Source organism: Microcystis sp. BLCC-F210, assembly GCF_042134685.1.
GTDB classification, from domain to species: Bacteria; Cyanobacteriota; Cyanobacteriia; order Cyanobacteriales; family Microcystaceae; genus Microcystis; species Microcystis aeruginosa_D.
On record NZ_CP169647.1, the window covers coordinates 2,011,713 to 2,026,209 of the forward strand.

The following is a 14,497-nucleotide window of genomic DNA, read 5'->3' on the forward strand; positions in this document are numbered from 1 at the left end:
CCGAACGGGTGTGGGGTTTTACAGATTTTCAGGTGGTCAATTACCTAATTTTCAGGGAAAAAATGCCTAAATCTTCCCCCCGCTCACTCCCAGTACTGGCACTTTTTGATTTTAAAAAAGCCTAAAAATATTATCCAACAAAGTTTTTAGATTTTTTCAGCCAACTCTAGTTAAGAGTTTACAAGCTTTTAATTATATTAGGTCGAGGTCTATTTTAGTTCTGGTTCGGATTGGGGCGTTGTATCATTTCCACAACATTTTTGATACCTTGGATAAAAGTTTGAAAACTACGGGATTTATTTTCAGTTAGGGAAAGATGGGGGGCAATCTGTTTAGAGTGGGTTCCTGCATAATACTCTTTCACTAGCTTTTTTAATTCTTGTTTGGCCGAGTTAAGCAAGTCCGGTTCTCTGTATTTACTTTTATTTTGTTTTTGGCTGAGACTATTTAAATTATACGCCTTGGCCACCGCTGCTAAATCTCCCAGAAACCAAGATTCTAATTCATGGCAAATAATCCGAATTAAGACTTGAGCATCACTGGCATTTTGACAAATTTTCCCTAGTTCCTTTTTGAGTTCTTGACAATCGTGGGAGTCCTGATCATGGACAATAATAAATTTGGTATTGGGACTAGATTTATTGAAAGCTTTGAGTTTTATAGGAATAGATTTGGCTAGGTCTTGTTTACCTTGATGAATGATACATATATAGCTTATTTCTGGGGGAATAAGTTTAGGCAAAAGTTCTTCTAACACATTTTTTATAGATGACTCTTCTAGCAAAAATACGATATCATAGTTCATTAGGGTTCTACTCCTTTAAACCAACCTTGATTCCAAAGATAGCCGGGTAAATCGCCTTCCGCTACTAAGTTTTTGAGGATTTCGCTATCGGCAGCCCTATGGATTTGGGTAATACCTTGGGATTTAATTAGCCAGAAAATACTAGCTAGTGGAACCGCATTGATAAAATCGGGGGAGTGGCTAGAAACAAATACCTGACCCCCCCGGTCGCTATAGTGGGCGAATTCTTCGGCTAGTTCTTTTAATAAAGTAGGATAAAGTTGGTTTTCCGGTTCTTCGACACAGAGTAGGGGATGAGGATTGGGATCGAATAGTAATATTAAATAAGCGAACATTTTCATAGTCCCGTCAGAAACATAGCGATCAATAAAAGGGTCTTTAAAGGCCTGATCTTGAAAACGTAAAATCAAGCGACCGTCTTCGGTTTCTTTGGCTTCCACAGAGGAAATACCCGGAACTCGTTGTTTCATTTTTTCGAGAATTTGCTGAAAAATTTCGGGATATTGTTGATAAATGTATTGAGCGACTGTAGCTATATTGTCGCCGGTGGTGGATAAGTGTTCAGCATAAGATATTTCTTTACTTCCTCTAGCTTCGCTAATATGAAAGTCAGAAACGTGCCAATTTTCAATCAGAGAACGAAAGGCTGTAGCGGCTTTAAAACGTTGAAATTGTCCTAATCCTTTGATTGCTAGTATATCGTTAGATTCTAGCTGTTGTTCTTCTCGATCGAGTTCTTTATCTGGTTTACTAAAATCTTCTTCGTTGGTGATAGCATATCCTTGACCAAGTTGAAAATCTAAAAAATGAAAAGGTTTACCGTGTTCACCCCGTTTATAGCGAAGTATTTCGCGTTTGATAACGGGGCGATTATTGTTTTGTCCAATTATGATTTGATAAGTAACCAGACGTTCTGTATCTAAGATTTTCATGCGAAATTGCAGCTCGATTTCAATATCTTCCTGTTCTTGACCTCTAGTGATAATTTCTCTATAACCGCCGCGAATTTGTAAGGCTTGGCGAATGTTGTTTTTGAGGGCATCTCGCAGAAAACCAAAAATATCAAATAGACTAGATTTTCCCGTGCCGTTAGCTCCAATAATCACACAAAAAGGGGGATATTTCTTATGTGTATATTTTTAAACATACGATAGTTTTTTATTTTAATAGAAACAATTTTCATGATATAATCGAGTCGTTATAGTTTTTTTGATTATACGATTGATCAGGTGAAGATTGATCAATTAGTCAAAAAAGCCAGAGATTAGGCTCTCTGGGAAATTGGGGGATAAATCAGCTAGAAACTAGAGAGGCAAGCTCAACCGTCTGAAGAAGGGACAAGAAACCAGACTCAACACAAGTTGCCCAAAATAGCGTAAATTGTCTATAAATTTGTTCAACGACTTAAATTAATACAAATGTTCGACTGTATTATCATCGGTGCGGGACCGGCAGGAGCGACGGCGGGTTATCATCTAGCTAAAAAGGGACGATCGATCCTAATTCTCGATAAAGTTAAATTACCCCGTTATAAACCCTGTGGTGGGGGGGTATCCCCAGCAATTAAGCAGTGGTTTGATTTTGACTTTACCCCCGTGATCGAGAATACCGTCACGCAAGTACAGTTTACTTGGAAACAGGGGGATGCCGTCACCACTAAGTTAAATATGCTAGAACCGATGTGGATGGTACAAAGGGATCGTTTCGATGATTTTTTAGGTCAACAGGCGATCGCAGTCGGGGCAACCATCCAAGATAACAGCGAAGTTACCCAGATCAAATTCGTTCAGGATCACTGGCAAGTTACCACATCCCAAGGAACATTTTCAGGCAAATATCTGATTGCTGCCGATGGTGTTAGGGGCAATACCAGTCGCTGGTTGGGATTACCGGCAAAAAACGAAGCGATCGGAGCTACTCTCGAAATTACTAACGCAGAAGCGACTATTCCACCCCAAAAAGCTTTTTTTGATTTTGGTTCCCTAAAAAATGGCTATATCTGGGCTTTTCCCAAGTCTAATGGTTACACAATTAGTGGTGCTTGTTTTAAGGGCAGCATCAAATCCGAGGATCTGAAAAAACAACTGTTAAATTATGCCCGTCAAAAGGGCTGGAATTTAGAAAATTATCGCTATAGTGATTATACTTTAGCCCTTTGGAACGGAAATCAACCGCTACACGCCCAAAATGCCCTAATTACAGGGGAAGCGGCGGGGATTCTCGATCCGCTCATCGGTGAGGGTATCCGTCCGGCAATTTTGACGGGAGTTAAGGCAGCCTCGGCGATCGATCGAGCTTTAGCTGGAGATAATCAGGCTTTAGCAGGCTATAGTCGGATAATTCGGGAAGAATGGGGGGAAGATATGGTTTTAGCGGCTAAATTAGCCGGTGTATTCTATCAATTTACCCAAATTGCCTACAATGTCGCCGTTAAAAGGCCGATCGCCGGTCAACTGATGGGACGTATTCTTGTGGGAGATTTAAAATACCGGGATGTTACGGAACAAGCGATGCGACAATTGAAAAAGCTTTTACTGCCCGGATTCGGTTGGTGATAACACCTCGCGCACCAGGGTGGGGGTGACTCGATCGCTAATGGTGACTTGGCCGATTGCCGTTGGTAAAATAAATCTCACCTTGCCATCTTTAACCTTTTTGTCGGCAGTAAGAGCATTAACCATCTCATCGGCATTTAAAGGCGGAATACGGCTTTCTAATGCGGCTTTTTCGATTAAATCGGTTTGACGTTGATTTTCCCCGGCAGTCCACATTCCCAGTTTAACAGCGATCGCACCCGCCGCCACCATCCCCATGGCCACCGCTTCCCCGTGGTTAACGCTAGTATATCCCGTTAAACTTTCAATGCCGTGGGCGATCGTGTGACCATAGTTTAAGATCGCCCGCAAACCCGCTTCTTTTTCGTCTGTGCATACCACATCTGCTTTAGCTTGGCAAGACTTTGTAATAATTGTTTGCAATAGCTCGCCATCGATCTGAGAAAAACTGGCTAAATTGTCCGAGTCTTCTAACTGTTGAAATAACTCAGCATCCCAAATTACACCATATTTAATCACTTCTGCCATTCCTGCCCGAAATTCTCGCACGGGTAGGCTTTTAAGCACGCTAGGATCGATCAGAACTAATTTCGGTTGATAAAACGCCCCGATCAGATTTTTGCCCTGGGGATGATTAACACCAGTTTTGCCCCCGATGGAAGCATCCACCATGGCTAACAGGGTGGTGGGAACCTGGACAAAATTAATGCCCCGTAACCATGTGGCTGCCGCAAATCCCGTCATATCCCCGATCACACCACCACCGAGGGCAACCATAGTCGAGGAACGTTCCAACCGGTGAGCGAGGGCGGTATCATAAACTTGGGCGATCGAATCGAGGGTTTTATAATTTTCGCCGGCGGGGATCAGATGTGTAAAAACGGCAAATCCCGCTTTTTCTAGGGAATTAACGGCTATCTGCCCGTAATAGTCAAAAATTTCGGGATTAGAAACCAATAAAACCTTTTTACCTAAGTTTAACCGGCTCATTTCTGCACCGAGATTAGCTAAACTGCCCTTCTCGATCAGAATATTATAGGAGCGATCGGGTAAATTAACGGGAATACAAATAGCCATAGGGTGTGGTAATTATAAATTATCAATTATGAATTATGAAGTGGCGAGTGGGGGAGCTTTTTTTGGCTTTTCGGGACTTGGTATGGTTCGATATGGGAGCATAAATCGACTAAATCCTTATCTGGCAAGAGATTTAATTGATTAGTTCGCTCTAGATCAAAAACAATTGACAAAAATCGCCAAATGCCTTTCTATATAAGGGTTCCATCCCTTATAACCCCCGTCCATTGCATAACACAAACCGAAGAGCCGCTTTTTTTTAGTAAACAGTGAACAGTAAACAGTAATCAGTGAACTGAAAACTCACACCTGATAACTGATAACTGATAACTGAGTCGGTTATTGACGCAGCTTAATCAACTCTAAGAGCAGACGACAGGATAAAAAACAGATAAAGCTCTCTCCCAGAAAGAGACTTAAGCTCCAACTGTCAGCGAGCAAGTCTGTGGATAATTGTAGGGGAACTAGGCCGCGGACTAGGGCAAAAGCTGCCACTGTACCATCTTTGAGATGGGGATTATCATCGTTGCGGACGACATAACGATAGGTGACACCAAAGAGAAATCCGCTAATTATCGCCCCGGATATCTTGACAAAAGCGCCAATTAATGTGATCGATTCCCCTAAAAATAGTCGATCAACAGTTAAAAATAGCAGATAGGGAACCAGGAAAGCCAGTGCCGAGATACTCCCCACCTGTATGGATTCGATTCTTTCCTTGAGCGTAATTTGCACGATCGCCTCTCTAAAACGGAGTCACTGATGGAGTATTATCGAAAATTTGGGTTGAAAACCTCGCCCTTTAGGGCGACTTTATGTTAGCATCAAATTGAGTCGTTGACTTTGGGAACGCAGGAAACAAGCGACACTTCGTAATCCCTAAATCTCTAACCATCACTGGTACAAAGCTTTCATCCTAAGTCCACATGGTAAGAGCGAAAAACAATTAAATACTGTGGGACACACAGAAATTTACGCTTGGGGAGTAGTCTTTAAGAGTGCTTACCTTGTAGGTGTAGTCGGACTAGACATGAAACTGTAAGACCAAAATTAGCTTTGCTAGTAGCGGCAAGATTCAGCCCAAGAATCTCCGCACTTTTAGGGCGGAGAGTGTCAACTTCTAAGTATTTCGTTTAACAAAGGCAATTATGGATATTTTGACACTTGGTTGGGTTAGCATTCTCGCCCTGTTCACTTGGTCGATCGCCATGGTGGTTTGGGGTCGTAACGGTTTCTAGGTAATCTATAGATACCATGGAAACATCTTTGATTCTCAACACTCTCTTTCTTGTCGCCTTAATTCTCCTCGTTATCGTCAGTGGTGGCATTCTCTACCTGACGACTACAGAATGGCGCGATCGCCGTCGTCAAGATGGCGATAAAAAATTAGGAAAATAATCCCGAACAGGTGTACTTAATTGCGCCTGTTTTTTCTTTACCATGATTAAAATACTGCACTTATCGGATATTCACATGGGGAGCGGTTTTTCCCATGGGCGTTTAAATCCAAAAACGGGATTAAACACGCGTTTAGAGGATTTTATGGGCAGTTTGAGCCTCTGTATCGATCGGGCTATTGCCTCCCCTGTGGATCTAGTGCTTTTTGGGGGAGATGCCTTTCCCGATGCCACTCCTCCTCCTTTTGTTCACGAAGCTTTTGCCAGTCAATTCCGTCGTCTTGCCGATGCTAATATCCCGACGGTGTTATTAGTGGGTAATCACGATCAACATTCTCAGGGTAATGGCGGTGTGAGTCTTTCTATCTATCGTACCCTAGCGGTGCCGGGGTTTATTGTTGGCGATCGCTTGACCACCCATCGCATCACCACCCGCAACGGCGATATCCAAGTAATTACTTTACCCTGGTTAACCCGCGCCACTCTCTTAACCCGTCCCGAAACCGAGGGTTTATCCTTGAGTGGGGTAAATGAATTATTAATTAACCGTTTGGAACCGGTTTTAGAAGGAGAAATTCGCCAATTAGATACAAGTGTACCAACAGTTTTGTTAGCTCATTTAATGGCTGATCGAGCTAGTTTAGGAGCAGAAAGATTTTTAGCGGTTGGTAAAGGGTTTACTGTGCCTTTATCGTTGCTAAATCGTCCACAATTCGAGTATGTTGCCCTCGGTCATGTTCACAAACACCAAAATCTTAATCCTAGCAATGATCCGCCTATTGTCTATCCGGGCAGCATCGATCGAGTGGATTTTAGCGAGGAAAAAGAAGATAAGGGCTATGTTTTAATAGAAGTGGCTAAAGGAGAGGTTAAATGGGAATTTTGTCCTTTACCTGTGCGTACTTTCCGTTCCATCGAAGTGGATGTTTCTGAGGCAGAAAACCCTCAAAAAGAATTGCTAAAAGCTCTCAAAAAACACGATATTCGGGAAGCAGTTATCCGCTTAGTTTATAAAATTCGCAGTGAGCAATTAGAACTGATCAACACCAATCAGCTTGACGAAGCCTTAAAAACTGCCCATAGTTATAGTATTCGGGCCGAGTTAATTAGTCAATTAACCCGTCCCCGTTTACCGGAATTAGGGGTGGGTAATCAATTAGACCCGATGGAAGCGTTAAAAGCTTATATCGATAATAAGGAAGATTTGCGCGATATTGTTGATGATATGTTAGAGGCAGCCCAGTTTTTATTAAATCAACAGCCAGAAATTTGGCTAGAGGAAGAAACCTCGATTTAACTATCAGTTATCAGTTATCAGTTATCAGTTATCAGTTATCAGTTATCAGTTATCTGTTTACTGATCACTGAAAAAAAGCTCCCCACTCCCCACTTCATAAATTATAATTTATAATTTATAATTTATAATTCATAATTTATAATTCATAATTTCCCTATCCCTCTTTAAACCAGCCATGAGTTTATGTCTTAATCCCGATTGTTTATATAACAATGACCCTACAGATAAATTCTGTCAAAAATGTCGCTTCCAATTATTACTAAAAGATCGTTATCGTGCCATAAAATTAATTGGTCAAGGAGGTTTTGGTAAAACTTTTCAAGCAATTGATGAGGATAAACCTTCTCAACCTTATTGTGTGATTAAACAATTTTTTCCTAGCGCTCAAGGTAGCAATGCTCTCAAGAAAGCTGCGGAATTATTTAAAGAAGAAGCGGTTAGTTTAGATAATCTCGGTCAACACCCACAAATTCCCTCCCTCTATGCCTATTTTACTGGCAATGATGGACGACAATATCTTGTGCAAGAATATATTGAGGGACAAAATCTAGAACAAGAATTACAAAGCGAGGGAGTTTTCAATGAAGAAAAGATCAAACATCTTTTATTAGAAATTTTGCCAATTCTTGATTTTATCCATGCAAAAAGAGTCATTCATCGAGATATTAAGCCAGCTAATATAATTAGGAGAACCAGCGATAATAAAATAATTTTAGTGGATTTTGGTGCCTCTAAATTTATGACCATTGCTAATCTTTCCCTAACAGGAACAGTGATCGGTTCGGCGGGATATATCTCCCCAGAACAAGGCAATGGCAAAGCAATTAATAGCAGTGATTTATATAGTTTGGGAGTCACTTGTATCTATTTATTAACGGGAATATCTCCCTTTGAATTATTCGATGTGAGTGAACATGAATGGGTATGGAGAAAGCACCTGATTAATAATTCTGTTAGTGTTGAATTAGGGGAAATTCTAGATAAATTAATTGAATTTGGCACTAAAAAACGTTATCAATCAGCGGGAGAAGTCCTGCAAGAGTTAGCGGTAAAATTAGCGGTAGTGATTCCGCCAAAACCCCGGTCACAGAACACAATTCAAGAAACGATTTTGTCAGTTTTTTCCCCGACAACCAGCAAAGAAATTAACCTCAAAAGTGCTAGGGGAATTGATTACACTAATCTGCGGGATTTATTAGCGCAAGAAAAATGGCAAGAAGCCGATCAAGAAACGGCTAATCTATTCTTAAAAGTTGCCGATCGAACTAAAGAAAAATATCTTAAGATAGAAGACATAGATAACTTTCCCTGTGAAGATTTAGCCACTATCAATCAACTCTGGTTAAAATATAGTCAGAGAAAATTTGGTATATCTGTTCAGAAAAGAATCTATGAAAGTTTGGGAGGAAGCAGCAATTATGATCAACAAAAGTGGAATAACTTTGGTTCAAAAGTCGGTTGGCGAGTTAATAACAAGTGGTTATACTACGATCAAATTACTTTCTCTCTCAAAGCAACCTCCGGACATCTTCCCACCCTTGTGTGGGGTGTAGGTGGTGGCATAATTCTTTTTTCTCGTCTGGAAACCTGTACGATGGACGGAGTTTCCAGCAGGGGATAAATTGACTTAAAAACTTTTCTGGAGAATTAAACAATTTCTGCCCTCGTCAGTGCGGATATATTGTAAACTATCAGTAAGAGAACGCATGAAAAGTAATCCTCGATCGCTTTCCATTTCCAAAGGTGGGAGAGGGTGTTGTTCTAGAAAATCAAGTTTTGCTTGCAGATCAAAAGGTTGACCGTGATCCCATATTCTTACTTCTAGAGAATGGGACGAAAAAGTTAATTCTAGATCGATGAGTGTAGTTGCTGGTAAATTTTTGTGAGCATAACGGACAGTATTAGTAAATCCTTCTGCTAAGGCCACCTTACACTGCCAAAGCACCGACTCAGGTAAAAAAGAGCGACCGTGGGATTCAAACCATTTTAGGACTGGGATTAAAGCTGCCAATTCCGTCCGGACTTGTAGATGGAATTGGAGGGGGAAAGAAGGGGAATTTAAGAGTTCAGAAGGCGCCACTGTTTTTTTGAAAGAGAATCAAAATTGTTTTAAAAATCAGTTGTAGGTCGTAGCCTAAACTCCAATTTTCTTGATAGCGCAAATCGAGTTGAATTACTTCTTCAAAATTACGCACCTGAGAGCGACCATTCACCTGCCATTCTCCCGTCATACCGGGTTTTACATCTAAACGTTGCCACTGGGGGACATCGTAGCGTTCCACCTCATCGGGGGTGGGAGGACGAGTGCCAACAAGACTCATTTCACCAATGATCACATTCCAAAACTGGGGCAATTCGTCTAAACTGGTACGACGTAAAAATTTTCCTACCCGGGTAATCCGGGGATCATTTTTATTCTTAAAAAAAGCTCCCTGCGCTTGATTAGGGATTTTATCCTTGAGTGTTTCTGCATCCACACACATGGAACGAAACTTGAGAATTTTAAATTCCTTTCCCAACCAACCGCAGCGGGTTTGACTAAAAAAAATCGGACCTGGACTGTCTAACTTAATAGCGATGGCAATGGGGGCAAAAATAAGCCCCGTGATTAATAAACCCACGATCCCACCAACAATGTCAAGACCGCGCTTTAACCAACTGCGAATCGAGGGATGGGTTTCTGGTAGATGGTTTTCAGGGGTAGTAAGGCCGTTTTCTTGGGGTGCTAGGGGGGGGGTTTGGAAGGTGAATAATTGATCTAGTCCCGTAATCGATAAAACCCCCATCACTGGGGGATGAACGTTAGCCAGCACTAACTCGATATTTTTTGACCTGGCCGCTTTGAGATTATGTACTAAGGAACCCACACCACTACTATCCATAAATTGAGTGGCATTGAGATCGAGAATGACTTTTTCGGGAGTGGGTGTTTGGGCGATGAGATGGTGAAAGATATCTTTAAACTGTAATGCTTCCAGAACAGTCAAGCGATCAGGCATCCGCAAAACCGGATACTCCATCGGAATGATCAGAAAACGTGTTTCAGGAATTGGGGAAGTCATCGACACAACGAGGTGGTTTGATGGATGAACAAGGCCTGATGACCTACCTAATGTTTACTACACTTTTCCCCAAATACCAATGGGCAATGTCAGAGATTACCTGTGATCATCGGCTAACGAATCTCACCTAGGGGTGGACGGCCTTGGGTTTGGGACTTCGCTTTGGCAGCACTCTTCCTCAGCCCATCTAAACGGGTCTCATAACGCTTACGCAGACGACGGTTAGGTGTTTGTTCAATTAGGGTTTTAAAGGCACTGCCTAGGCTCTTGTAGGCGTTAGGGAGAGAATAACCGAAACGGGTAGCCAAGGCGATCGCTTTTTCATCAGCTTCGAGCGCTTCTTTGAGAATTTTATCACCGTTATTTTTGCGCCAGAGACGATAGCCGGAAATACCACATAATCCCATGGCCAAAAGCAATAATAACCCGTCCTGTACCCATAATTCCCCCACCGCACCACCTAGACCAATGGCGAGGGCGGCCATTTCCCAGCCTTCCCGGGGAATACTATCATTTTGAATCCTAGCCACTTCATGCCAAAAGAGCAAATTACGCTGATCAATGGCTAAATTTTCCCATTTTGCCAAATCTATCTGAATTTCTACCTCATCTCTGCCAATTTCTTCACAACGGATCAGGGGGGGGTTAACCTCTGTGGAACCTTCTACCGTTACCCAACTTTGTAATTCTGGAGGCAGTAGGGTTTTTAGTCGCCGAAGTTCGCTCATTTCGGCTCGTGCAGAGGAGGCCGCATAAGATGTCATAGATTTTTTACCTGTTCTCTACCAATGACGATAAATTCTATTTTGAATCATAGCGGTCTTTTTTGTGATCTTGGCAGCTTTGGGCAGTAGGGCGCATTTTCGGTTGTCAGTAACTGGTAAGTAGTTAGGTGTTAAAAACTGTCAAATACCCCCTTTATTGAGGGGAGCAGGGGGGATCGAACCTAAAATCCATCTTCAATTCAATTATGACACTAAATCCAGTTATTAAAAACTGATTATTTAGGCTCTTCGGGAATTGTTATGCAAATAATTAACTTAAAATAAAATTCGATGAGATAACCTATACCCCAAAATAGCTAAAACCTATACAGGAAAAGACTTAAGACACAAACTGGTTAATGCTAAAAGATAGACAATTGAGTTAAAATTTGATATAATAGCCAAAAACTAGAGGCTCTTCGGGAATCGTTATGCAAATAATTAACTTAAAATAAAATTCGATGAGAGCAACTACGCTCAAAAGTAGCTGAAATTCATACAGGAAAGGACTTAAGGCACAAATAAGTTAATACCAAAAGATAAACAATTGAGTTAAGATTTGATATAATAGCCAAAAACGAGATTATTTTACTTATGATACTTGACAAATTCTTGAACCTAGAAGGAACCTCTATTCAAGGCTATCGACACCTAGAAAATATCGGTATAGTTTGACCAGTCGAATCGAAAAATCAAAAAGCAATCTGTCCTCGTTGTGGGTTAGAGAGCGATAAACTCCACCAAAATCATCGACATTTAGTCAAAGATTTACCAATCTCAGGACAACCAGTGTACCTACAGGTTAATCGTCGTCAATTTAAGTGCGATAATTGTCGAAAACCCTTTAGTGAAGAGTTAGATTTTGTCGCCAGTAAACGAACCTATACGAAAAGACTAGCCGAAAATATACTAGAACAATTAAAAGAAGGAGATATTTTAAATGTTAGTCGAAGAAATGACGTAACTGAAGAAGAGATTCAAAGAATGCTAGAGGACATCGCCAAAGAAATTACAGAACCAGACTTATCGAAATTAAAAAGACTAGAATTGATGAAATCGCTCTAGTCAAAGGGCAAAAAAATTACTGTGCGGTTTTAGTAAATTTAGATACGGGAAAACTAATAGCTATTCTAGAGAAGCGAACACAAGAGAAGTTGAAGAAAACGTTTACAGACTGGGGAAAAGAAATGTTAGAGCAAATTGAAGAAGTCAGTATAAATCTTTGGTTGTCCTATAAAAATTTGGTTAAAGAATTGATGCCATCGGCCGAGGTAGTCGTCGATAAATTCCATGTTATGAAACAAATTAATCAAGAGTTAGACGAACAGAGAAAAGACGTTCGGCGATGCTCAGCCGAGCTGCAGAAAAAAGAGCCGTAGAAGCGCAGAAAAATAAAAAACAGAAAGCGGAAAAAGAAGCGAAGCTAGAAGTTTTAAAGCGAAGTAAATATAGCTTGTTAAAAAATGAAAAAGATTTAACGGAAACTCAAAAAATTAAACTAGAAGCTATCAAAGAAAATTTCCCAAATTTGAAAAAGATGCACGAGTTAAAGGAAGAATGTAGAAAGATTTATGAAACCTCAGAGAATCCGACAGAGGGACTGCTATCCATCTCGGAATGGTTGGCAAAATCCTCCAGTGTTTTTACCAAGAGTTGTCAAACAATCCGAAACTGGTTTGGAGAAATAATTAGTTATTTCGAGCGAAGGACAACGAATGGGATGGTCGAGGGAATCAACAATAAACTTAAACTAATAAAACGGAGAGGCTATGGCTTTAGAAACTTTCGGAATTTTTGGGTTAGAAGTATGTTATCTTGGCATCTTGTATGTTAATTTAGCATAAAGAGTAACGAAGAGCCAGAGTTCTTCCCCTCCCACCCCCGTTGATACTTTTTACTACTCCCCTTCCTCTTAGTTGTAAAATACCTACACCTGTCAGGAAGAGAAAGGCCAGTTGTCTGTCCTCACCTGAGAATTGACTGCTAGGCTATCCTGAGAAACCCATACCATTTCATCTAAACTAGATCTGTGAAAATCAAGGCTCTTAAAAATGACCGCCAAGCAAAAAACGATTTTTCGGCTGACTTCTCCCATCAACCGGTTTCTCTTCACGCTGACAGTGGCAATTTTTGTTTATTTAATCACGGGAGAATTTTACCAAGAATTGCGGTTTCTCTTGGCTTATGATCTAGGGATACTAAGTTATTTGAGCGTTTTAGCAGTGCAAATGTCCAAAGCGACTGCGGAAGACACCTTTCGCCTATCTCGACAGCAAGAACCCAAGAGTATTATCACTTTATTTGCTGCGCTGCTATTTTCTAGCATGGGGTTAATTGCTCTTGCTTTATTACTCAACAACTCTAAGAAATGGACTCCTTTGTTGGCTAATTTGCACATGGGACTGTCCCTATTAGCAATCTTTTTGTCTTGGACTCTGGTACATACTTTTTTTGCTCTGTATTATGCCAGACTCTACTACGATGACCTGTTAGGAGAAGAGCCATCCGTCTATCGTAAAGGACTGGACTTTCCCAATCAAGAACTGGTGGATTATTGGGATTTTATGTATTACTCTTTTACCATCGCTATGTGTTACCAAACATCAGACGTATCCATCGAAAGTGTTGCGATGCGGCGCATGACACTCTTTCATTCCATCCTCTCTTTTATCTTAGTAGCAGTAGTCATCGGTTTAGTGGTAAACATAATTTCTAATCTCATTTAATGGTGAAACAGACTTCTAATATAACCTATGTATTCTGGTTCTTCGGTTTCTGTTATGCAATGGACAGGGCTTATAAGGGATGGAACCCTTATATAGAAAGGCGTTTAGTGATTTTTGTCAATTATTTTTGATCTAGAGCGAACTAATCAATTAAGTCTCTTGCCAGATAAGAATTTAGTCGATTTATGCTCCCATATCGAACCATACCAAGTCCCGAAGAGCCTGTATTCTGGTTCCAAGGCTCTGCCTTATTCATATATATCATTCTTCAGGTGGAACCTGAAAATGGCGTTCCTAGGTAGAACTTGGGAACGAGGTAAAATAACCTGTGTGGAACAGACTTCTAGTCTGTGGAAGTGCCTAAGTTTTAAGAAATCAAGGTGAGTTTCTAGCATCAAAATAAATCATTAAAATGATAAGGACAGGTTTCAGGGATGTTAGAAGGGGGATAGTCAATCAAATACAGGTCAACTGCATCCGAATAGATCCCTTGCCATTCTACTTCTAGCTTAGGCTTCATTGATGGACTGTAGCGACGCTTAAGAGTGTTAGAGAAAGCTTTGATTTCGGCTTGCCAATGGCGATTACACTCAGGCTTATTAGCGCAATCAATCTTCAGACAGTGTTGCATAATTCGAGTTAGTAAGGAGACCACTGCTTGATAATCACTACGTCCCAAAGCTTCGATTTCCTCAATCAGGTTTTCCCAGTCCAATTCTTGTAAATTTTGTTCTTTTAATGCTTGGGCTTGTTTCATTGTCCATTGATAGAAATCTGTCTCGTAAATTTTATCGATAGCTATCTGACTCATAAG

Annotated in this window: 13 protein-coding genes and 2 pseudogenes; 7 read left to right on the plus strand and 8 right to left on the minus strand. The window is 40.8% G+C overall.

The annotated features are described in order from the left end of the window. Positions 1-214: 214 nt before the first annotated feature. Both ACE3JL_RS09720 and ACE3JL_RS09725 read right to left on the minus strand, forming a co-directional pair. Positions 215-805 carry a DUF4276 family protein gene (locus ACE3JL_RS09720; protein WP_375329368.1) on the minus strand — a complete coding sequence of 197 codons (591 nt, stop codon included), beginning with the start codon at positions 803-805 and terminating at the stop codon, positions 215-217. Then, positions 805-1,988, minus strand: a pseudogene (locus ACE3JL_RS09725) (AAA family ATPase). Before ACE3JL_RS09725 ends, ACE3JL_RS09720 begins: the two are co-directional and overlap by 1 nt. Before the next feature lie 235 nt (positions 1,989-2,223). Between ACE3JL_RS09725 and ACE3JL_RS09730 the strand changes: the two are divergent. Then, positions 2,224-3,360 carry a geranylgeranyl reductase family protein gene (locus tag ACE3JL_RS09730; RefSeq protein WP_375329369.1) on the plus strand — a complete coding sequence of 379 codons (1,137 nt, stop codon included), beginning with the start codon at positions 2,224-2,226 and terminating at the stop codon, positions 3,358-3,360. On the opposite strand, the gene aroB is transcribed toward ACE3JL_RS09730, so the two are convergent. Beyond that, the gene (aroB, locus tag ACE3JL_RS09735; RefSeq protein WP_271988319.1) at positions 3,337-4,437 is read right to left on the minus strand and encodes a 3-dehydroquinate synthase; all 1,101 of its coding nucleotides are present in this window, start codon (positions 4,435-4,437) and stop codon (positions 3,337-3,339) included. The genes ACE3JL_RS09730 and aroB overlap by 24 nt on opposite strands. Positions 4,438-4,776: 339 nt before the next feature. Next, the gene (locus ACE3JL_RS09740) at positions 4,777-5,172 is read right to left on the minus strand and encodes a hypothetical protein (protein ID WP_271988318.1); all 396 of its coding nucleotides are present in this window, start codon (positions 5,170-5,172) and stop codon (positions 4,777-4,779) included. Between the two features lie 413 nt (positions 5,173-5,585). Here ACE3JL_RS09740 and petN point away from each other — a divergent pair, with 413 nt between their 5' ends. The 4 genes from petN to ACE3JL_RS09760 all read left to right on the plus strand — a co-directional run bounded on the left by petN (position 5,586) and on the right by ACE3JL_RS09760 (position 8,752). Beyond that, positions 5,586-5,675, plus strand: a complete 90-nt coding sequence (gene petN / locus ACE3JL_RS09745) for a cytochrome b6-f complex subunit PetN (RefSeq protein ID WP_012265708.1) — start codon at positions 5,586-5,588, stop codon at positions 5,673-5,675. A gap of 16 nt (positions 5,676-5,691) precedes the next feature. Beyond that, a complete protein-coding gene (locus ACE3JL_RS09750; RefSeq protein WP_002736416.1) occupies positions 5,692-5,835 on the plus strand; it encodes a hypothetical protein in 144 nt (47 codons plus the stop codon). Positions 5,836-5,877: 42 nt separating this feature from the next. Continuing rightward, positions 5,878-7,131 (plus strand): exonuclease subunit SbcD, encoded by a 1,254-nt coding sequence (sbcD, locus tag ACE3JL_RS09755; protein WP_271988317.1) that lies wholly within the window; start codon positions 5,878-5,880, stop codon positions 7,129-7,131. A 175-nt stretch (positions 7,132-7,306) separates the two neighbouring features. Beyond that, the gene (locus tag ACE3JL_RS09760; protein ID WP_375329370.1) at positions 7,307-8,752 is read left to right on the plus strand and encodes a GUN4 domain-containing protein; all 1,446 of its coding nucleotides are present in this window, start codon (positions 7,307-7,309) and stop codon (positions 8,750-8,752) included. A 6-nt stretch (positions 8,753-8,758) separates the two neighbouring features. Here ACE3JL_RS09760 and ACE3JL_RS09765 read toward each other — a convergent pair whose 3' ends face one another. The 3 genes from ACE3JL_RS09765 to ACE3JL_RS09775 all read right to left on the minus strand — a co-directional run bounded on the left by ACE3JL_RS09765 (position 8,759) and on the right by ACE3JL_RS09775 (position 10,957). After that, positions 8,759-9,211, minus strand: a complete 453-nt coding sequence (locus ACE3JL_RS09765; RefSeq protein ID WP_271988315.1) for an ATP-binding protein — start codon at positions 9,209-9,211, stop codon at positions 8,759-8,761. Beyond that, positions 9,198-10,193, minus strand: coding sequence for an anti-sigma factor antagonist (locus ACE3JL_RS09770; protein WP_271988314.1), 996 nt, complete (start codon positions 10,191-10,193; stop codon positions 9,198-9,200). Before ACE3JL_RS09770 ends, ACE3JL_RS09765 begins: the two co-directional genes overlap by 14 nt. 113 nt (positions 10,194-10,306) lie before the next feature. Beyond that, positions 10,307-10,957, minus strand: coding sequence for a DUF3318 domain-containing protein (locus ACE3JL_RS09775; protein WP_271988313.1), 651 nt, complete (start codon positions 10,955-10,957; stop codon positions 10,307-10,309). Between the two features lie 594 nt (positions 10,958-11,551). On the opposite strand from ACE3JL_RS09775, the pseudogene ACE3JL_RS09780 reads away from it, so the two are divergent. After that, a pseudogene (locus ACE3JL_RS09780) lies at positions 11,552-12,791 on the plus strand (ISL3 family transposase). A 217-nt stretch (positions 12,792-13,008) separates the two neighbouring features. Continuing rightward, positions 13,009-13,683: a DUF1345 domain-containing protein gene (locus ACE3JL_RS09785; RefSeq protein WP_375329371.1), complete on the plus strand. Its 675-nt coding sequence runs from the start codon at positions 13,009-13,011 to the stop codon at positions 13,681-13,683. 394 nt (positions 13,684-14,077) lie between these two features. Here the strand turns inward: ACE3JL_RS09785 and ACE3JL_RS09790 are convergent, their stop codons facing one another. Beyond that, complete coding sequence (locus ACE3JL_RS09790) at positions 14,078-14,494, minus strand: DUF29 domain-containing protein (protein ID WP_271992096.1); 417 nt, start codon at positions 14,492-14,494, stop codon at positions 14,078-14,080. Positions 14,495-14,497: the final 3 nt, after the last annotated feature.